Source organism: Streptomyces sp. NPDC030021 (assembly GCF_055574035.1).
On sequence record NZ_JBVIAH010000010.1, the window covers coordinates 98,916 to 118,414 of the forward strand.

Consider the following 19,499-nt stretch of genomic DNA (forward strand, 5'->3'; position numbering starts at 1 on the left):
GGGGGGAGGGTAGGGCGGGGGAGGGGGTGAGATGAGTCGTGGAGGGAAGGCCAGGGTTGTTTGGGGCCCCCCCCCTCCCCCCCCCCCCCCCACGGCCGTTCACGTCGTCACCGCAGCCGCTACGGCCGCTACGAGCCGAGGATGGTGGTGAGGAACTCCCCCGTCCAGGCCAGCAGTTCCCGCCCGACCACCGGCTTCCCGCCGATCTTGCCCGCCTTCGGGCGCGGGACCAGCACCTGCGAGGTGGCGGGCTTGAGCACCGTCCCCGGGTAGAGCCGCTTGAGCCGCAGCTCCTGCGACTCGCGCAGCTCCACCGGCCCGAACCGCACGTTGTTGCCCTGGAGGGTGATGTCCCCGACCCCGCAGGCCCGGGCCAGCATCCGCAGCCCGGCCACCAGCAGCAGGTTCTCCACCGGCTCCGGCAGCTTGCCGTAGCGGTCGGTGAGCTCCTCCCGCACGGCCTTGATGTCCGCCTCGGAGTTGGCGGAGGCGATGGACCGGTACGCCTGCAGGCGCAGCCGCTCGCCCGGCGCGTAGTCGTGCGGGACGTGCGCGTCGACCGGCAGCTCGATCTTGACCTCCAGCGGCGGCTCCTCCTCCACCTGGCCCTCGACCGCGGCCCGGTAGTCGGCCACGGCCTCGCCGACCATCCGGATGTAGAGGTCGAAGCCGACGCCCGCGATGTGACCGGACTGCTCGCCGCCGAGCAGATTGCCCGCGCCGCGGATCTCCAGGTCCTTCATCGCCACGTACATGCCGGCGCCCATCTCGGTGTGCTGGGCGATCGTCGCGAGCCGCTCGTGCGCGGTCTCGGTCAGCGGCTTCTCCGGCGGGTACAGGAAGTACGCGTACCCGCGCTCGCGGCCGCGCCCGACGCGTCCGCGCAGCTGGTGCAGCTGGCTCAGGCCGAAGTTGTCGCCGCGCTCCACGATCAGGGTGTTGGCGTTGGAGATGTCGATGCCCGACTCGACGATCGTGGTCGAGACGAGCACGTCGAACTTCTTCTCCCAGAAGTCGACGACGACCTGCTCCAGGGCCTGCTCCGACATCTGGCCGTGGGCCGTCGCGATCCGCGCCTCGGGCACGATCTCGCGCAGCTTGGCGGCCGCCCGGTCGATGGACTCGACCCGGTTGTGGATGTAGAAGCACTGGCCCTCGCGCAGCAGCTCGCGGCGGATGGCCGCGCCGATCTGCTTCTCCTCGTACGGGCCGACGAAGGTCAGGACCGGGTGCCGCTCCTCCGGCGGGGTGGTGATCGTCGACATCTCGCGGATGCCGGTCACCGCCATCTCCAGGGTGCGCGGGATCGGGGTCGCGGACATGGTGAGCACGTCCACGTTGGCGCGGAGCTTCTTCAGCTGCTCCTTGTGCTCCACACCGAAGCGCTGCTCCTCGTCGACGATGACCAGCCCGAGGTCCTTGAACCGGGTCTCCTGCGAGAACAGGCGGTGGGTGCCGATGACCAGGTCCACCGAGCCCTCCTGGAGACCCTCCAGGGTGGCCTTGGACTCGCTCTCGCTCTGGAAGCGCGAGAGCGCCTTCACCTTGACGGGGAACTGGCTGTAGCGCTCGGAGAAGGTGCCGAAGTGCTGCTGCACGAGCAGGGTCGTCGGGACGAGGACGGCGACCTGCTTCCCGTCCTGGACCGCCTTGAAGGCGGCTCTCACAGCAATCTCGGTTTTACCGTAGCCGACGTCGCCGCAGATCAGCCGGTCCATCGGGACCGACTTCTCCATGTCCTCCTTGACCTCGGCGATGGTGGTGAGCTGGTCGGGCGTCTCCGCGTACGGGAAGGCGTCCTCCAGCTCGCGCTGCCAGGGGGTGTCCGGCCCGAAGGTGTGGCCGGGGGCCGCCATGCGCGCGCTGTAGAGCTTGATGAGGTCGGCGGCGATCTCCTTGACCGCCTTCTTCGCGCGCGCCTTGGTCTTGGTCCAGTCGGCGCCGCCGAGCCGGTGCAGGGTCGGGGCCTCGCCGCCGACGTACTTGGTGACCTGCTCCAGCTGGTCGGTGGGGATGTAGAGGCGGTCGCCGGGCTGCCCGCGCTTGGCCGGCGCGTACTCCACCAGCAGGTACTCGCGGGTGGCGCCCTGCACCGTGCGCTGGACCATCTCGACGTAGCGGCCCACGCCGTGCTGCTCGTGGACGATGTAGTCGCCGGCCTCCAGGGTCAGCGGGTCGATGGTCTTGCGGCGCCGGGTCGGCATCCGGCCGAGGTCCTTGGTGGCGGTGCGCTGGCCGGTCAGGTCGGTCTCGGTGAGGACGGCCAGGCGCAGCACCGGGTCGACGAAGCCGTTGTCGATCGAGCCGCAGGCGACGTGGACCAGGCTCGGCTCCAGGGCGCGCAGTTCCGGCTCCAGCCGGGCCGCGATGCCCTCGCCGCCGAGCACCTCGACGGTACGGGCGGCCGGGCCGTGGCCCTCGGTGAGGTAGACGGTGTGCCAGCCGTCGGCGATCCAGCCCTTGGTGTCGGCCAGCGCCCGGGCGGTGTCGCCGCGGTAGGCCTCCGGGGCGTGCATGCCGAGCTTGAGGGTGTCGCTGCCGCCCGCGGTCTCGTCGGCGGCGAAGGGGGACACCGACCACCACATCATGTCCAGCTCGCGGGCCCGGTCGCGGACGTCGGCGATCCCGCGCAGGGAGGCCGCGCCGACGTCGATGGGGGCCTCGCCGCCGCCCGCGGTGGCCGCCCAGGAGGCCATCAGGAACTCCTGGCTCGTGGCCACGAGGTCGGCGGCCCGGGTCCGGACCCGCTCCGGGTCGCAGACCACGGCCATCGACCCGGCGGGCAGCACGTCGATCAGCAGTTCCATCTCGTCGACGAGGACCGGGGCGAGGGACTCCATGCCCTCCACGGCGATCCCCTCGGCGATCTTGTGCAGCAGTTCGCCGAGCTCGGGGTGGGCCTCGGCGAGGGCCGCGGCCCGCTCCCGTACCGCGTCGGTCAGCAGCAGCTCGCGACAGGGCGGGGCCCACAGCCCGTGCTCGGCGATCTCCAGCGAGCGCTGGTCGGCGACCTTGAAGTAGCGGATCTCCTCGACCTCGTCGCCCCAGAACTCGATGCGCAGCGGGTGTTCCTCGGTGGGCGGGAACACGTCCAGGATGCCGCCGCGCACGGCGAACTCCCCGCGCTTCTCGACGAGCTCGACCCGCGCGTACGCCGCGGCGGCCAGCGCCTCGGTGATCTCCCCGAGGTCGGCGCCGCCACCTTGCCGCAGGCTGACCGGGACCAGCTCCCCGAGCCCCTTGACCTGCGGCTGGAGCACGGACCGGATGGGCGCCACGAGCACGCTCACCGGGCCTGCCGCCGGGTCGTCCTTGCTCGGGTGCACGAGGCGGCGCAGGACGGCGAGCCTGCGGCCCATGGTGTCGCTGCGCGGGCTGAGGCGCTCGTGCGGGAGCGTCTCCCAGGACGGGTAGTCCACCACCTCGTCGGGCGGCAGCAACGAGCGCAGCGCGGCGGCCAGGTCCTCGGCCTCACGCCCGGTGGCGGTGACCGCCAGCACGGTCCGCCCGGTCTGCCGGGCCAGCGCGGCGATCGCGAAGGGCCGCGCGGCGGCGGGGCCGACCAGGTCCACGTGCATGCGCTTGCCGTCCCCGGCCGCGGTGACCGCCTCGGCGAGGGCGGCATCACGGGTGACGGCGTCGAGCAGTCCGTGCAGGCTCATGAAAGAGGCTTTCCGTCCGGTGAAAGTCTGAAGGTGTGCGGTGCGGTGCGGTGGAACAGTGCGGGTGCGATGCGATCGTGCGGTGCGGTGCGGTGCGGGTGCGAGGGCAACGCGAAGGGCCCGACACGTCGCACGGGCCGGGGGTTCCCACCCTACGACGACGCCCCTCGCCCCGCTTTACGATGTTCCTGTTCTGACTGTCCGAGCTCGCCGTGTCGTCTTCCGCCGGGGAGACACTGCCTCCGGAGGAGCACGAGTCCGTGACGAGCGATGCGATAGCCCGCCCGGCGCCGGTGGCACCGGCATCCGCGAAGCCGGACCGGTACGCCTGGGCGCCGCCCTGGCTGGTGGCCGCCGGGCTGTTCCTCGTCTACCTCGTCCTGTCCGTCGGGCGGTTCCGGCGGATGGACTGGGCCTCCTGGGACCTGGGGATCTTCGAGCAGGCGATCCGCGCGTACGCGCACCTCCAGGCGCCCGTCGCCGACCTGAAGGGGCCGGGGGCCAACATCCTCGGGGACCACTTCAGCCCGATCATCGCGCTCGTCGCCCCCGTCTACCGGGTCTTCCCCGGTCCCGTCACCCTGCTGGTCGTGCAGTCGGCGCTGTTCGCGCTGTCCGCCGTGCCCGTCACCCGGGCGGCCGTACGCTTCCTCGGCCGGGCCCGCGGGCTCGCCGTCGGCATCGCGTACGGGCTCTCCTGGGGCATCCAGCGGGCCGTCGAGTTCGACTTCCACGAGATCGCCTTCGCCGTGCCCCTGCTGGCCTTCGCCCTGGAGGCGGTGCTCGCCCGGCGCTGGCGGGCAGCCCTGCTGTGGGGGCTGCCGCTGGTCCTCGTCAAGGAGGACCTCGGCTTCACGCTCGCCGCGCTGGCCGTGGTGGTGGCCTGGCGGGCCCGCGACGGCAACCGGCGGATCGCCGTGACCGCGCTCGGCGTCGCCGCCGCGGCCTGCGTCTTCGCCGTCCTGGTGTTCACCGTCCTCATACCGGCCTTCGCCACCGCGGGATACGGCTACTGGGACAAGATCGACGGGGCGGGTCCGCTCGGCGGCATCGGCACCAAGCTCACCACCCTGGCGTGGGTGCTGATCCCCACCTCCGGGCTGCTCGCGCTGCGCTCGCCGCTGCTCCTGGTGGCCGCGCCCACCCTCGGCTGGCGGTTCCTGTCCGGGGACGACCACTACTGGTCCACCGACTGGCACTACAGCGCCGTCCTGATGCCCGTCGTGGCCCTCGCCCTGGTCGACGCCATCGACACCGTCCGGCGGAGCGAGCGGCCCCGGCTGCGCTCGTACGCGCTGCAGCTGCCGACCGCCGTCCTGGCCGCCGCCCTCGCCCTGAGCGCGACCGCCATGCCGACGGCCAAGCTCGCGGAGGCCCGTACGTACGAGAAGCCCGAGCGGGTCACCGCGATCGAGCGGCTCCTGGACCGGATCCCCGACGGGGCGACCGTGGAGGCCGACACCACCCCGCTGACCCGGCTGACCTCCCGCTGCCGCGTGCTGTGGATCGGCGGCAGCAAGGGCGTGGTCCCCGACTGGATCACCATCGACAACTCCTCGAAGTGGGCCGGCGAGGACCCGACCGGCTACGCCCGCCAGCTCCACCCCGACGAGCGGTTCACCCTGGTGGGTGAGGCCGCCGGCATCGTCCTCATGCAGCGGCAGTGACGGGAGCGCCGGCCCCGGAACGACGCCGGTCCGGGACCCTGAGGTCCCGGACCGGCATTCCCCCGAACGAACGCGGGCCGGTTACTCGCTCGCGATCGCGTTCAGTACGTTCATCCGCCCTGCCCGGAAGGCCGGGACCAGTGCGGCGAACAGGCCTACGAAGGCCGAGGCGGCGAACACCCCGAGGATCGTCGGCCACGGGATCTCCAGCACCTTCAGGCCCTGGAGCGCCAGCAGCTGCTGCGCGCCGATCCCCCAGCCCATGCCGAGCCCGAGGCCGAGCAGGGCGCCGAAGAGGGCGATGACCACCGACTCCAGGCGGATCATGCGGCGCAGCTGGCGGCGGGAGAGGCCGATGGCGCGCATCAGGCCGATCTCGCGGGTCCGCTCGACCACCGAGAGGGCCAGGGTGTTCACGACGCCCAGGACCGCGACGATGATCGCGAGGCCGAGGAGCCCGTAGACCATGTTCAGCAGCTGGCCGACCTGGTCCTTCAGGGCCTGCTTGTAGTCGGTCTGGTCGCGCACCTTGTACTGCGGGTACTCCGCCATCGCCGCCTTGACCGACTCGTACGCGGTGGCCTCGGACTGACCGTCCTGCGCGCTGGCCAGCAGCATGAAGGGCAGCGGGAGCTTGTCGGCCGGGACGTTCGCCCGGGCCGTCTCGGTGCTGATGTACTTCATGCCCTTGTCGAGGTTGCCCTCGTCGCTGGTGATCGCGGCGACCTTCAGCTTGACCGTGCTGCCGCCGGTGAAGGCGACCGTCAGCTCGTCGCCGGCCTTGACGCCGTGCTTGGTGGCGTACTCGGAGCCGACCGACATCGCGTTCGCCCCGTACGCCGCGGCGTGCTCGCCGGAGACCATCTTGCGCCGGATGTCCTTGGCGTACGTCGGGTCGGTGGCGCCGAGTCCCTCCTCCACAGTGGTGCCGTCGGGCGCGGTGACCTTGGCCGCCACCTCGCGGTAGGCGGTGACGTGGTCGAGGCCCTTGGTGGCGCGCAGGGCCTGCTCGGCCTGCGGCAGCACGGGCTGGCCGGTCTCGGAGTTGACGATGTAGTCCGCGCCGACCGACTGGTCGAGCTCCTCGGTCGCGGAGGCCACCATCGAGGAGCCGACCACCGACAGGCAGGCGACCAGCGCGAGGCCGATCATCAGCGCGGCGGCGGTGGCACCGGTGCGGCGCGGGTTGCGCAGGGCGTTGCGCTCCGCGAGCCGGCCCACGGACCCGAAGGGCCGCAGCACCACGCCGGAGAGCACCCGCACCACGCCCGCGGCGAGCAGCGGGCCGATCACGATGAAGCCGATGAGGCTGAAGACGACGCCCAGGCCCAGCCAGAGCGATCCGGGTCCGGCCTCCTCGGCGGCGGTGGCGAGGTAGAGCCCCGCGCCGCCGATGCCGGTGAGGACCAGGCCGAGGACGGCGCGGACGACGCCGGCCTTCCTGTCGCCCGGGGTGCCGGACTCGCGCAGCGCGGCCATCGGGGAGACCTTGCCGGCCCGGCGGGCCGGGATGAAGGCGGAGACGACGGTGACCTTGATGCCGAGGTAGAGGCCGACGACCGGGGTGGTCCAGGCGATCGTCAGGTCGTCGGTGGACAGGTGCATGCCCATGGAGCCCATGAGCTGCATCAGGCCGATGGCGAGGCCGATGCCGGCGCCGATACCCAGGAGCGAGCCGACGATCCCGAGCAGGAAGGCCTCGACGACCACGGACTTGAGGATCTGCCCGCTGTCGGCGCCGATGGCGCGCATCAGGCCGATCTCGCGGGTGCGCTGGGCCACCAGCATCGAGAAGGTGTTGAAGATCAGGAAGATGCCGACGAGGAAGGCGATCCCGGCGAAGCCGAGCATCACGTACTTCATGACGTTGAGGAAGGAGCCGACGTCCTTGCGGTTGGCGTCCGCGGCTTCCTTGGCGGTCTGCAGCTTGTACGTGTCCGCGCCGACGGCCGCCGCGACGTTCCGCTTGAGCTGCTCGTCGCTCACCCCGTCCTTGGCGGTGACGTTGACGTGCGTGAAGGAGCCGGGGGAGCCGAGCAGCGCCTGCTGCGCGGTGGCCGTGTCGAAGTAGACGATGGCCGCGCCCGGGTTGGTCACGGTGAAGGTGGCGATACCAGTGATCCTGGCGCGGATGTCGCCGGCGATGGTGATCGTGCGCAGTTCGTCACCGAGCTTCAGGTGGTGCTTCTCGGCGGTGTCGGCGTCGACCATCATCTCGGTCGGGCCGCGCGGAGCGTTGCCCGAGGTGATCTTCATGGACTTGAGCTCGTTGTCGTTCCAGCTGCCCGCGATGGTCGGGGCGCCGGTGGTCGAGCCCAGGTTCTCGTTCTTGGCGTTGACGACGGTGACGGACATCGACACGACGCCGCCCTCGGCGCTCTTGACGCCCTCGGCCTTGCGCACCTGCTCCACGGCCGAGCCCGCCAGGATCTCGGGGCGGCCGCGCTGCGGGGTCTCCTCCCCCTCCTCGGCTTCCTTCGGGCTGACGGTCACATCGGAGTTGGTGACGGCGAACAGCTTGTCGAAGGTGGTGTTCATGGTGTCGGTGAACACCAGGGTGCCGCAGACGAAGGCGACGGAGAGCATGACCGCGACGGCGGAGAGCGCCATCCGTCCCTTGTGGGCGACGAAGTTGCGCCGCGAGGTCTTCAGGACGGTGTTGCTCATGAGGTCCGCCCGCGCGCGTCGAAGTCCTTCATGCGGTCCAGGACCTGGTCGGCGGTGGGTCCGTACATCTCGTCGACGATCTTGCCGTCGGCCAGGAAGATGACGCGGTCCGCGTAGGAGGCCGCCACCGGGTCGTGCGTGACCATGACAATCGTCTGGCCGAGCTCGTCCACCGAGCGGCGCAGGAAGCCGAGGACCTCGGCGCCCGCCCTGGAGTCCAGGTTTCCGGTCGGCTCGTCGCCGAAGATGATCTGCGGGCGGGCGGCGAGGGCGCGGGCGACCGCCACGCGCTGCTGCTGGCCGCCGGAGAGCTCGGTCGGGCGGTGCTTGAGCCGGCCGGCGAGGCCGACCGTCTCCACGACCCGGTTCAGCCACTCCGCTTCGGGCTTGCGGCCCGCGATGTCCATGGGGAGCGTGATGTTCTCCAGGGCGTTGAGCGTGGGCAGCAGGTTGAAGGCCTGGAAGATGAAGCCGATCCGGTCGCGGCGCAGCTGCGTGAGCTTCTTGTCCTTCAGCCCGGTGATCTCGGTGTCGTCCAGGTGGATCTGGCCGCTGGTCACTGTGTCGAGACCGGCGAGGCAGTGCATCAGCGTGGACTTGCCGGAGCCGGAGGGACCCATGATCGCGGTGAACTGGCCGCTCATGATGTCCACGTCGACGTCGTCGAGGGCGACGACACGCGTCTCCCCGGAGCCGTAGGCCTTGACGACCTTGCGCGCCCGGGCCGCGACGGCTGCATGCCCTCCAGTACCCCCGTGCCTGGTTTCGGTCATAGCCGTTGTCACGGTCTTTCTCCCTCTTCGAATGCGTGCGTGCGTGTGCGTGCGTGCGTGTGCGTGCGTGCGTGCGTGCGTGCGTGTGCGTCGGTGTGCGGCTGTGCGCTCGTCGCCGTCATGAAGTCTCCGCCGGGCGGAGGCGCGGCGCGCTGGTGCCCATCGCCGTATCCGCCCGGGGGTTAACCCCACCCCCCGGCCTGTGGTGCGTAGGTTCCAGTTAAGGAGACGCCCGGGCCGCTCACGTCCTCCGCCGGGAGGAACGACCCCTGGCCCGTTGTGCGGAGGGACCCCTAGGGGATCTGCATCCTTCGGCGTACGAACCCTGGGGGATACCGCCCGCCACCCGGCGGTGAGATGGTGTTCCCCGCAGTTACGTGCAGGGGGAAGGAATCTCGGTGGCATCGGCGGAGAGCACCGGCGCGAGCCCGGACGGCATACCCTCGGGGCCCGCGGCCGATACCCCCGGGGCCGGGGTTCCGGCCAAGAACGCGACCAGCGGCGCGCCCGCGGCCAAGCCGGCCGCACGACCGCCGGCCCCGGTGGTCGCCTCACTGATGCTCGGCATGGCCCTCGTCGCCCTGGACAGCACCATCGTGGCCACCGCCGTCCCGCAGATCGTGGGCGAACTCGGCGGATTCTCCGTCTTCTCCTGGCTCTTCTCCGGCTACCTGCTCGCGGTGACCGTCACCCTTCCCGTCTACGGGAAGCTGTCCGACACCTTCGGCCGCAAGCCCGTCCTGCTCTTCGGCATCGGCCTCTTCCTCATCGGTTCGCTGCTGTGCGCGTCCGCCTGGAACATGGCCGCCCTCATCGCCTTCCGCATCGTCCAGGGCCTGGGCGGCGGCGCCCTCCAGGGCACGATCCAGACCCTGGCCGCCGACCTCTACCCGCTCAGGGACCGGCCGCGGATCCAGGCCCGGATGTCCAGCGTCTGGGCCGCCTCGGCCGTGGCCGGCCCGGCGCTCGGCGGGCTGCTCGCCTCGTACGCGCACTGGCGCTGGATCTTCCTGATCAACCTGCCGCTGGCCGGGCTCGCCCTGTGGATGATCGCCCGTCACCTGACCGAGCCCGTCCGGTCGCCGGGGCGCCGGGGACCGGTCGACTGGGCGGGGGCGCTCGCCGTCTTCGCCTGTGGCGGGCTGCTGCTCTTCGCGCTCGTCCAGGGCGGGGTCGCCTGGCCCTGGCTGTCCGCGCCCTCGCTCGGGCTGCTGGGCGCGAGCGCGCTGCTGGCCGTCGTCGTGGTCCGGGTGGAACGCCGGGCCGAGGAACCGATCCTGCCCGGCTGGGTATGGCGCCGGCGCACCATCGCCGCCGTCAACCTGGCCATGGGGGCACTCGGCCTGCTGATGGTCGCCCCCATGGTGTTCATGCCGACCTACGCGCAGTCCGTGCTGGGCCTCGGCCCCGTCGGCGCCGGCCTGGTCATGTCGGTGATGACCCTGAGCTGGCCCGTCACCGCCGCCTGCAGCCAGCACGTCTACCGGCGCATCGGCTTCCGCAACACGGCGGCCGTCGGGATCGCGCTCGCCGCGGTGATCCTGTTCTCCTTCACCCTGCTGCCCTACCCCGCCCGGCCCTGGCAGCCCGCACTGGTCATGCTGCTGCTGGGCGGCGCCCTCGGCCTCTTCCAGCTCCCGCTGATCGTCGGGGTCCAGTCCACCGTGGGCTGGGCCGAGCGCGGGACGACGACGGCCTCGGTACTGTTCTGCCGGCAGGTCGGCCAGAGCGTGGGCGCCGCCCTGCTCGCCGCCGTCGCCAACGCCACCATCGCCGCCCGCCTGGCGGACGCCCCCGCACCCGGCCTCCCGGAGCACCTGGACGACGTGGCGAAGACACTGGACCGGCCGGAACTGCTGCCCGCTGCCGCCGCCGGCTACCTGCGCGAGGCCGTGGCCGCCGCCGTCGAGCACATCTTCCTCGGCGCCACGGCAGCCGCCCTGGCCGCGCTGCTGGTCCTGCTGCTGGTGGCACCGCGCCGGTTCCCCGTCCTGCCGGAACTGCGCGAACAGCAGGAGGAGTAGACCGTCTGCGGAAAGTCGCCTTGTCATGGCCGGGCCAATGGGTAACCCTCGTGCCAGGACCGTTTCCGGGGGGACGACGACATGGCATCCGCACTCTGCGCACTCGCGTTACTGGCCGCGCTGGCCGGCCCGCTCTGCCTGCGGCTCCGCCGCAGCCCGGGCTTCATCACCGGCCGCGACGGCCGCCTCTCCACCTCGACGGCGCTCGCCCTCGCCTGGACGGTGATCCTGGTCTGGCTGCTGCTGGCGATCCTCGGCTACGGGCTCACCGCGGGCGGGGGCATCGCGTACTTCCGCGGCACCGACGGCCCGCTGTCCACCCTGACGACGGTGTACCTGCCGCTGCTCGGCGGCCCGTACGTGGCGCTGATCGCCGCGAAGGCGGTCGTCGGCCTGCGCGTGGAACACGGCAGCATGGCCAAGCCCGCCGCGAGGCCGACGGTGTCGGGCCGGCGGCCGCTGCGGGAGCTGATCGCGAACGACAGCGGGCGCACCGACCTCGTGGACCTCCAGTACGTCGCCCTCAGCGCGGTCACCATGCTGTACGTGGTGCTGTTCTACCTCGCGGACGTGGGCGGCGGACTCCCGCGCCTGCCCGCCGAGATGTGGGCCCTGACGGGCGCACCCGCGGGCGCGTACCTGGTCAACAAGATGGCCGTCCGCGCCAACCCGGTGATCACGCACGTCGCGCTGGAGGACGGCCGCCTGACGGTCGAGGGCGGCGGATTCGCCCCGGACCCGGCGGGCCCGCCGACCCTCCTCACCGTGGACGACGCCCCCCTTCCGGCACAGGCCGACCCCCTGACGGGCGCCCTGACCGCCACCCTCCCGGCCCCGGGGGCACCCCCGTTCACGGTGGTCGTCACGGCGCGCGGCCTGCGCAGCGACCCGTACCACTACGAGCCCCTGGCGAAGCCCCCCGTCCCGGCCCGGCAACAGACGCGGCCGGCGGGCTGACCCGTGCCGAGCCCCTTGTGAAGCCTGGCTGAGCGCCGACGCCGAGGCGTGGGGGCGGGAGACCGGCGGCGCGGACGAGGTGCCCGCGCGCACCCGCACCGGCGGCTCGGAGACGCACCGGCCGGACCGGGGCGAGCCGGCCCTCCTGTGCTTGATCACCGTCTCGGGCTAGTCGCCCTTGTGACGTGCGTAGTACCGGGCCACCCGGGCCCGGTTGCCGCAGACCGATGCCACGCACCAGCGGCGCCGGGGGTGCGCCGGCAGGAAGAGCAGGACGCAGTCGTGGGCCTCGCACGCGCGCACCTGCGCCACCCGGGGGTCCGTCAGCAGCTCCGCGACCGCCTCGGCCAGCTCCGCCGCGAGCCGCCGGGCCGGATCCGCGGGCCGGTGCGTGCCGGCGGCGATCCCGCCCGCCTCGCTCCAGGCCAGCACGCGGTGCGAGGGCGCCGCGGCCAGGGCCTCGTTCAGCGCGGTGAGCGCCCCGGCCGGGGGCCGCTCACCGCGCCGCACGGCGTCGAGCGCCGGGCGCGCGGCCTCCCGTACGGCCCGTACGGCGGCCACCTCGCCCTCACCCACGGCGTCGACGGGCGTCAGCCGCCCGGCCTGCGCGGCCAGCCAGGCCGTGAGCCCCGCCGGGCCGGCGACGAGGTCGCCCACCGCGGCCTCGGTGTTGAGGAGGTCCAGCGCGAGGGGCTCACCGGTGAGCGGGAAGGTCACTGTCATCCGACTAATGCTACTGCAATCGCTTGACCCATTAGCGATCACCGGCAAGACTAATGGAAACAAGGACGCAGGAGGCATGTGATGACCGCTCGCCGCACCATTCCCACCATCCGGCACCGCACCGTCGACGTGGACGGAGTCCGCGTCGCCTACCGCGAGAGCGGCCCCGCCGACGGCCCCGTACTGCTGCTCCTGCACGGCTTCCCCACCGCCTCGCACCAGTTCGCCCGCCTGATGGACGCCCTCGGCGACACCCCGTACCGCCTGATCGCCCCCGACTACCCCGGCTTCGGCCGCACCGAGGCACCGGCCGGATTCACGTACACCTTCGACCGGCTCGCCGACGTCATGGAGGGCTTCACCGATGCCCTCGGACTGGACCGCTTCGCCCTGTACGTCTTCGACTTCGGCGCCCCGGTCGGGCTGCGGCTCGCCGCGCGCCGGCCGGAGCGGGTGACCGGCCTGATCGTCCAGAACGGCAACGCCTACGAGGAAGGCCTCTCGGACGCGGCCCGCGAGTTCGCCGGACTCCGGCGGGAGGTCCCCGGCGACGAGGAGCGCGTCCGGGGGCTCTTCACCCTGGAGGGCACCCGCTTCCAGTACGAGACCGGCGTCGCCGACACCGGCCTCCTCTCCCCCGACAGCTGGACCCTCGACGTGCACCACCTCGGCCTGCCGGGCCGCGCCGACGCCCAGGCCGACCTCGCCTTCGACTACGCCTCCAACTTCGCCCACTACCCCGCCTGGCAGGCCTGGCTGCGCGCCGCCCGGATCCCGGTGCTGGTCGTGTGGGGCGCGGGCGACCCCTTCTTCACCCCGGCGGGCGCGAAGGCCTACCTCCGCGACGCCCCCGAAGCCGAGGTGCACGTCTTCGAGGGCGCGGGCCACTTCGCCCTGGAGACCCACCTCCCGCAGATCGCCCCGCTGATCGAGGAGTTCCTCGCCGAACTCCCCTGACGCAACAGGGGTTTACAAATCACCGGCATCGCGTAATCTTCCCCCCGTCAGCAAAACAGTGTCTGGGGGAAACAGTAATGCTCGGTGTCATCCTCGCCGCCGCCACCGCCGTACTCGCCACGCCCGTCGCCGGACTGCTCGGCCACCGCGCCGTGCGACGCTCGGCGAACGCCGCACTCATGCGGATCGACGCGCCGACCGGCATCGACGAGCAGGGCTTCGTCCCCATCGGCGGAATCGACCAGTGGATCTCGATCCGCGGCGAGGACCGCACCAACCCCGTACTCCTGGAGATCCACGGCGGCCCCGGGGCGGCCAACTCCCCCTACGGAGCCCGCACCCGGGAGTGGGAGAAGCACTTCACCCTCGTCCGCTGGGACATGCGCGGCGCCGGCCTGACCTTCGCCCACGCCCCTGCGGACCAGGGCGGACCGGTCACCTTCGCCCGGCTCTACGAGGACGCCCTGGAGGTCACCCGGTACGTCCTCGACCGGATGCACGTGGACCGGGTGGTGCTGCTGCCGAGCTCCTTCGGCACCACCTTCGGGCTCCGACTGGCCCGCAACCACCCCGAGCTCTACTCCGCGTACGTCGGCACCGACCAGAACATCCAGGAGGCGGGCCGGGACACTTCCGCCTACGAGGGCACGCTGGAGCGGCTGCGGGCCGCGGGCCGGACCAAGGACGTGGCGACGATCGAGGCGATGGGGTCCGACCCCCGGCGCTGGACCTCCGCGCAGCGGTCCTCGTACGACAAGCTGTGCGCCGGCAGCGACCCGCTGACCCTGGACACGGTCAAGAAGGTGATCATCGGGTCGCTGTGGCTGTCACCGCTCTACACCCTCGGCCGGATCAAGGCGTACTTCGGCGGTCAGGGCTTCTCGGAGTCCGTCACCGAGGGGGCGTCGGAGTTCGACGACCTGGCCGACGGAACCCGCTTCGAGATGCCGTTCTTCATCTTCCAGGGAGCGCTCGACGTGATCACCCCGGCGGCGCGCGCCAAGGCGTACTTCGACGCCGTCGAGGCACCGGTGAAGGCCTTCGAACTGATCGAGGGGGCCTCCCACTTCGCCGCACTCCGTCGCCCGGACCGCTTCCTGGACCTCCTCCTGACCCATGTCCGTCCGGCGGTCACCACCGCCGACCGTCGGGGAACGGCCACCGCCACGTCCTGAATCCGTAATGGTCCGTCAGGAACGGCTCTCCACCAGCTCCGCCGGGGAATGAACCGGTCGATCGACCAGTCCGTTCGCACACGGGGGCCACCATGCGCACTGCCCGAACCAGTTGGAGAACCTGCGCTCTCGGGGCCGCGGCCCTCGCCGCGCCGGGGTCGGGGTGGTGGGGTTCTTGGTGTTGTCCGCGATTCCTGGGTTGCAGGCCGTGGACGAGACGAGCGGTCCGGGGTGCCGGCCCGGCCCGACCCCCGGACCGGACACGCCCTAGCCCTCCGCCGGAGCCCGGCCCGTCAGTGCCGCCAGGCTGGAGCGGACGCGGTTCATGTGCGCCCGCATCTCCTCCGCCGCCTCCCCGTGCTCCCGCAGGATCCCCCGCGTCTCGCGCCCGATCCGCTCCTCCGCCACCCGCGCCTGCGCGACCAGCTCGGCGGCCCGCGCCTCCGCGTCCTCCTGCCCGTGCCGCGCCGACTCCTCCGCCTCGGCGAACTCCCGCCGCGCCTCCGCCAGACGGGCCTCGACGTACCGCTCCTGCTCCGCGTGGCGCGCCTCCAGGTCCGCCTCCCGCTCCGCCAGCTCCCGCTCCGCCGCCTCCCGGCGCTCCGCCTGCTCCTGCTCGCGCTCCGCCCGCTCCGCCTCCGCCCGCCGCCGCGTCTCCGCCAGCGCGGCCGCCGCCTGCGCCCGCCACGCCGCCGCGTCCTCCCGCGCCGCCGACCGCACGTCGTCCGCCTCGCGTTGCGCCCGCAGCAGCCCCTGCCGGGCCCGGACCTCCGTCTGCTCGCGCACCGCCTCCGCATCGCCCCGCGCGAGCTCCGCCACCCGATCGGCACGCGCCTCGGCCGCGCCGAGCGTCGTCGAGGCGTCCACCCGCGCGTCCGTCCGCAGGGCGTCCGCCTCTTCCTCCGCCAGCAGCAGGATCCGGCGGGCCCGCTCGCTCAGCTCGTCGTACGTCTGCGGAGCCAGCGCGGAGACCGCCGCCCGCAGCCGCGCCGCGTCCGCCTCCATCTGCTTGGCCAGGACCGTCAGCCGCGCCACCCGCTCCCAGGCCTCGTCCCGGCTCCCGGAGAGCCGGGCGAGATACCGGTCGACCTCTTCCATGCGGTAGCCACGACCGCGCACGGTCGCAAAGGGTGCACTCATCCTGGATGCGCCTCTCTCGCGGGGATTCCCGTCAAGGATGCGCCATTTGATCCCAGAAGCCGGAATGGCCGGGCTGAGACCCTGTTCGAAGGTCCCGACCCGGCCATCCAGCCGATCACACGATCACTCGATCAGCCGGTCAGAGCAGTCCGTCCCACATCTGCTCCAGCAGCACCGACCACCAGCTCTCCGGCGAGGACAGCGCCGCGCTGTCGAGCCCCGCCAGACTCGCCTGGAAGTCGACGGTCCAGCGCCCCGCCTGCTCCGGCGTCAGATGCTGGCGCAGCCGCCACATGTGACCCAGCATCGCCAGGGACCGCACGAACTGCGGCAGGCTCGAATTCACGAACTGCGGCGGTACGGGAGCACCTCCCGGGCCGCCTTCCACCGGCACCGCCACGATGTGCGCGGTGCCGTACTGCACGCACAGCGCCTTGCCGAAGTCGCTGCCGACGACGAGGTACGAACCCGCGTCCGAGGCCGGCTGCACCCCCCGCTGCTGCGCCAGCTCGGCCAGCGTCGGCACCGGCTGGCCCGGCACCGCCTGCGCCCAGAAGAACGGCCCGAAATCGACCGGCAGACCCGACCACATCAGCGTCTGCGCCACGATCTCCGGCACACCCTGACGGGACACCGCCCGCTGGTCGAAGCGGAACACGCCCTGCGGACCGAACGCGGCCGTCAGCTCCTGCGCGATCGCCTCCAGCGGGATCGCCGGCTGCAGCGGGACCTGCGGCAGCGGCGCCCGTACCGGCGCCGGGCGCGCCGGACCGTCCGCCACCTGGTGCAGCTCGCCCTGGTGGGTGAGCAGGTGCCGCATGCCCTGCTGACGGCCCGCGTGGTCCTTGCCGTACGGGGCCACGCTCGTGATCCGCACCTGCGGCCAGGTCTCCCGGATCATCCGGGCGCAGTAACCGCCGGGCAGCTCACAGGACTCCAGCTCGGTGTGCAGCTCCAGCACCTGCTGCGGCGGCACGTTCATGGCGCGCAGCTCGTAGAGGATCTGCCACTCCGGGTGCGGGGTACCGGGCGCCGAGCGGCGGATGAGCTGCTGCTCGGAGCCGTCGGGCGCGCGGTAGCGGAGCACGGCCTGGTAGCCGGGGCCGACGGTGGGCGCACCGGTCGGGACCGGGGGCTGCGCGCCGGGACCGGGACCACCGGGACCGCCGGGCACGCCGGGCGGCGGGCCGGGGGGCCCGGGCGGCTGCACCATGGCCGGGCCGGCCAGCATCGTGGCGGCATGGTCGAGCCCGCCACCGGGGGCGCCGGGCGCACCGGGGGCCGCAGGCGCACCGGGCGCACCGGGCGGACCCGGAGGCTGCGGTACGCCGGGACCCGCGAGCATCGTGGCGGCGTGATGGGCCCCGCCACCGGGAGCCCCGGGCGGACCGGGAGGCGCGGGCGGCTGACCCGTGACGGCCGGACCGGCCAGCATCGTCGCGGCATGGTCGAGGCCACGGCCCAGCGACCCCGGAGCACCCAGCGGACCGGGAGGCTGGGGCGCACCCGCACCCGCACCCGCACCCGGAGCCCCCGGCGGACCGGGAGGCGCCGGCGGCTGACCCGTGACGGCCGGACCGGCCAGCATCGTCGCGGCATGGTCGAGCCCACGGCCCAGCGACCCCGGAGCACCCGGCGGACCGGGGGGCGCCGGCGGCTGACCCGCGCCCGGTGCACCGGGCGGACCGGGCGGCTGCGGAACACCGGGGCCGGCCAGCATCGTCGCGGCGTGGTGCGCCCCGCCTCCGGGAGCCGAAGGCGCACCGGGCGGACCCGGCGGCGTCGACGGCGTCGACGGCCGGGAGATCTGGGCCTTGCTGGTCGGGGCGTCCGCGATGTCACTCGCCGCCGAACCGCCCTGCGAGCCGCCCTGCGAACCGCCCGCCGCATCGCCCGGCGAACCCAGCGCGGGCACGACCGCGGTCCTCGGCAGCTGGCTGCCGCCCGGCATCAGCGTGGTCTTCGCCTCCGGGGCCACCCCGGACGACGGCGCGTCCTCCAGGTCCGACCCGGACAGCGGCGGCGCGAACACCGTCGCGGGCAGCGGTACGGACGCGTCGTCCGTACCGGAGTTCACATCGGTGCCCGCCCAGGGCGTGGCACCGATCGGCACCGCGGGCGCGGCCGGAGCCGGGGCAGGGGCCGTCGCCGGAACCCCGTCGTTGGCCGTGGGCTCGTACGGGATCTCGCCCCCGCGCCGCAGCGGCACTGCCTCGACAGGCGCTGCCGGTGCCGCGGGAGCCGGCGCGGGCTCAGGCTCGGCCACGGCGTCGACGGGCGCGGCCGGAGCCGGCGTGGGCGTCGACCTCGGCGCGATCCCCGCCCGGTCCGCGGCCTCCTGCAGCCACTCTGGCGGGCTGAGCATGAACGACGTCTGTTCCGAGTCGATCCGCGGCTGCGGGACCGAAGCCTCCGAAACGGCCGCGGCCACGGCCCCGTACTCCTCCTCGTACCGGCGGATCACCTCACCCACCGGCAGTCCCGGCCACAGCGTCACCTCCCCGCTGTCCCGCGCGATGACCAGCCGCTGCCGCCCACCACCGGACACGGGACCCGCTGCGCGGTCCTCCGCCCACACCACGAACCCGAGCCCGAACTCCCGTACGCGCACCTCGCGGTGCTGGTACGCGGGCACGTCCCCGTTGATCCACTCCTCGGCGCGCTCCTGCGCCTGCGCAAACGTCACCATCGCGCGCTCACCCCTCCACCGGTGCCGAGCCCGGCACCGGAACCGAACGTGCGAATCCGCCGTCCACCATCAGACCGGCCACCGTCTCCAGCTCCGGCGGGTTACCGGCCAGCCTCTCGAGGAAGGCGTCGAAATCGGCACCGCACGGCAGCAACAACCGCTCCACGCGCTCCTGGACCGACCAGCCGTCCCGGTCGCGGGCATCGTCGTACGGGGAGAACCACACCGAGCCGATGCCCTCACCCTTGACCTTCAGCGCGAGCAGCCCGCCCTGGGCGAAGGCCACGCACAGGTAGTCCTTCGTCAGGTGGTCCCGCAGACACTTGTTGACATACACCAGGTCGTTGACCGCCGCCTCCTCACGCACCGTGAAGAACGGCTGGTCCACCAGCAGACCGAGGTCCACGTCCAGGCCCGCGCCCACCGGCGCGCAGCCGCCCGCGGCCTTCAGGAACGAGCGGTACGCCTCGGGCAGCCGGTAGCCGAGGTCCTCCTCGACCCCCTGCACCTGCTCCTCGGCGACCGACACCACGGACTTGGGCAGCCCCAGGTGCGCCGGGCGCACCTCCTGCAACGGCCGCGTCCCGCGCTTGTCGTGGTCCACCGGAGCCGTCGCCAGGCCCGCGTGATGCCGCAGGAGGGCCTTCACCTCGACCGGGACCAGCTCCATGCGCCGCGAACCCGCCACGTGGTGCCAGGTCCAGCCGTGCGGGGTCGCCACCGGCCCGACCGTGTCCCACAGCTCGTGCCCGGCGGCCTTCATCGCCGCGTTCGCGGACACGTAGTCCGTGAGCCGCAGCTCGTCCACGCCGAAGCCCTCCGGCGGTTCGGCGATCTCCACCGCCGCGCGCGCGTAGGCGGAGAAGTCCGGATGCCCATTGCCGTCCATCCGCACCCCGTGAGGATGCCGAGCGGCCCGGACCGGGTCCGGGAAATGCACGACCTGCCCCGAGTAAGCGGCGTTGGGTGGCGCGGCCTGCTGCCCGAGCCGACCTGTCGTCATGGCGGTAGCCCCCTGCTGGATCTGGCTGGTTCACCACAGCCTATGCGCTGGGGCAAGAGCCT

At 72.8% G+C, this 19,499-nt stretch carries 12 protein-coding genes; 5 read left to right on the forward strand and 7 right to left on the reverse strand.

The features are described 5' to 3' along the window. Positions 1 to 128: 128 nt before the first annotated feature. Positions 129 to 3,662 carry a transcription-repair coupling factor gene (mfd, locus tag ACZ4YL_RS21060; protein ID WP_468118321.1) on the reverse strand — a complete coding sequence of 1,178 codons (3,534 nt, stop codon included), beginning with the start codon at positions 3,660 to 3,662 and terminating at the stop codon, positions 129 to 131. 260 nt (positions 3,663 to 3,922) lie between these two features. Between mfd and ACZ4YL_RS21065 the strand changes: the two genes are divergently transcribed. Continuing rightward, positions 3,923 to 5,329 carry a DUF2079 domain-containing protein gene (locus tag ACZ4YL_RS21065; RefSeq protein WP_468118323.1) on the forward strand — a complete coding sequence of 469 codons (1,407 nt, stop codon included), beginning with the start codon at positions 3,923 to 3,925 and terminating at the stop codon, positions 5,327 to 5,329. An 81-nt stretch (positions 5,330 to 5,410) separates the two neighbouring features. Here the strand turns inward: ACZ4YL_RS21065 and ACZ4YL_RS21070 are convergent, their stop codons facing one another. Further along, positions 5,411 to 7,996 carry an ABC transporter permease gene (locus ACZ4YL_RS21070; protein ID WP_468118325.1) on the reverse strand — a complete coding sequence of 862 codons (2,586 nt, stop codon included), beginning with the start codon at positions 7,994 to 7,996 and terminating at the stop codon, positions 5,411 to 5,413. Continuing rightward, positions 7,993 to 8,769, reverse strand: coding sequence for an ABC transporter ATP-binding protein (locus ACZ4YL_RS21075; protein ID WP_468118327.1), 777 nt, complete (start codon positions 8,767 to 8,769; stop codon positions 7,993 to 7,995). Before ACZ4YL_RS21075 ends, ACZ4YL_RS21070 begins: the two co-directional genes overlap by 4 nt. A gap of 437 nt (positions 8,770 to 9,206) precedes the next feature. Between ACZ4YL_RS21075 and ACZ4YL_RS21080 the strand changes: the two genes are divergently transcribed. Both ACZ4YL_RS21080 and ACZ4YL_RS21085 read left to right on the forward strand, forming a co-directional pair. Next, the gene (locus tag ACZ4YL_RS21080; RefSeq protein WP_468118581.1) at positions 9,207 to 10,793 is read left to right on the forward strand and encodes an MFS transporter; all 1,587 of its coding nucleotides are present in this window, start codon (positions 9,207 to 9,209) and stop codon (positions 10,791 to 10,793) included. A gap of 81 nt (positions 10,794 to 10,874) precedes the next feature. After that, positions 10,875 to 11,750, forward strand: coding sequence for a hypothetical protein (locus tag ACZ4YL_RS21085; protein ID WP_468118328.1), 876 nt, complete (start codon positions 10,875 to 10,877; stop codon positions 11,748 to 11,750). Positions 11,751 to 11,918: 168 nt separating this feature from the next. Here the strand turns inward: ACZ4YL_RS21085 and ACZ4YL_RS21090 are convergent, their stop codons facing one another. Next, on the reverse strand, positions 11,919 to 12,473 hold the full coding sequence (locus ACZ4YL_RS21090; RefSeq protein WP_468118330.1) for a CGNR zinc finger domain-containing protein: 555 nt from the start codon (positions 12,471 to 12,473) through the stop codon (positions 11,919 to 11,921). A gap of 81 nt (positions 12,474 to 12,554) precedes the next feature. Between ACZ4YL_RS21090 and ACZ4YL_RS21095 the strand changes: the two genes are divergently transcribed. Next, entirely contained in the window at positions 12,555 to 13,430 is an 876-nt protein-coding gene (locus ACZ4YL_RS21095) for an alpha/beta fold hydrolase (RefSeq protein ID WP_468118332.1), read from the forward strand. Positions 13,431 to 13,507: 77 nt separating this feature from the next. Then, entirely contained in the window at positions 13,508 to 14,605 is a 1,098-nt protein-coding gene (locus tag ACZ4YL_RS21100; RefSeq protein ID WP_468118334.1) for an alpha/beta fold hydrolase, read from the forward strand. Between the two features lie 267 nt (positions 14,606 to 14,872). On the opposite strand, the gene ACZ4YL_RS21105 is transcribed toward ACZ4YL_RS21100, so the two are convergent. The 3 genes from ACZ4YL_RS21105 to ACZ4YL_RS21115 all read right to left on the reverse strand — a co-directional run bounded on the left by ACZ4YL_RS21105 (position 14,873) and on the right by ACZ4YL_RS21115 (position 19,437). After that, complete coding sequence (locus ACZ4YL_RS21105; RefSeq protein ID WP_468118335.1) at positions 14,873 to 15,745, reverse strand: DivIVA domain-containing protein; 873 nt, start codon at positions 15,743 to 15,745, stop codon at positions 14,873 to 14,875. 139 nt (positions 15,746 to 15,884) lie between these two features. Continuing rightward, positions 15,885 to 18,434, reverse strand: a complete 2,550-nt coding sequence (locus tag ACZ4YL_RS21110) for an SUKH-4 family immunity protein (protein WP_468118337.1) — start codon at positions 18,432 to 18,434, stop codon at positions 15,885 to 15,887. 7 nt (positions 18,435 to 18,441) lie between these two features. Next, positions 18,442 to 19,437: an SMI1/KNR4 family protein gene (locus ACZ4YL_RS21115; RefSeq protein ID WP_468118338.1), complete on the reverse strand. Its 996-nt coding sequence runs from the start codon at positions 19,435 to 19,437 to the stop codon at positions 18,442 to 18,444. Positions 19,438 to 19,499 lie beyond the last annotated feature (62 nt).

What these genes read in the sequence shown, in the direction of transcription:
- ACZ4YL_RS21075 (WP_468118327.1), bottom strand. Translation starts at nt 8,769, where the DNA reads ATGACCGAAACCAGGCACGGGGGTACTGGAGGGCATGCAGCCGTCGCG.
- mfd (WP_468118321.1), bottom strand. Translation starts at nt 3,662, where the DNA reads ATGAGCCTGCACGGACTGCTCGACGCCGTCACCCGTGATGCCGCCCTC.
- ACZ4YL_RS21100 (WP_468118334.1), top strand. Translation starts at nt 13,508, where the DNA reads ATGCTCGGTGTCATCCTCGCCGCCGCCACCGCCGTACTCGCCACGCCC.
- ACZ4YL_RS21095 (WP_468118332.1), top strand. Translation starts at nt 12,555, where the DNA reads ATGACCGCTCGCCGCACCATTCCCACCATCCGGCACCGCACCGTCGAC.
- ACZ4YL_RS21105 (WP_468118335.1), bottom strand. Translation starts at nt 15,745, where the DNA reads ATGAGTGCACCCTTTGCGACCGTGCGCGGTCGTGGCTACCGCATGGAA.
- ACZ4YL_RS21090 (WP_468118330.1), bottom strand. Translation starts at nt 12,473, where the DNA reads ATGACAGTGACCTTCCCGCTCACCGGTGAGCCCCTCGCGCTGGACCTC.
- ACZ4YL_RS21070 (WP_468118325.1), bottom strand. Translation starts at nt 7,996, where the DNA reads ATGAGCAACACCGTCCTGAAGACCTCGCGGCGCAACTTCGTCGCCCAC.
- ACZ4YL_RS21110 (WP_468118337.1), bottom strand. Translation starts at nt 18,434, where the DNA reads ATGGTGACGTTTGCGCAGGCGCAGGAGCGCGCCGAGGAGTGGATCAAC.
- ACZ4YL_RS21085 (WP_468118328.1), top strand. Translation starts at nt 10,875, where the DNA reads ATGGCATCCGCACTCTGCGCACTCGCGTTACTGGCCGCGCTGGCCGGC.
- ACZ4YL_RS21115 (WP_468118338.1), bottom strand. Translation starts at nt 19,437, where the DNA reads ATGACGACAGGTCGGCTCGGGCAGCAGGCCGCGCCACCCAACGCCGCT.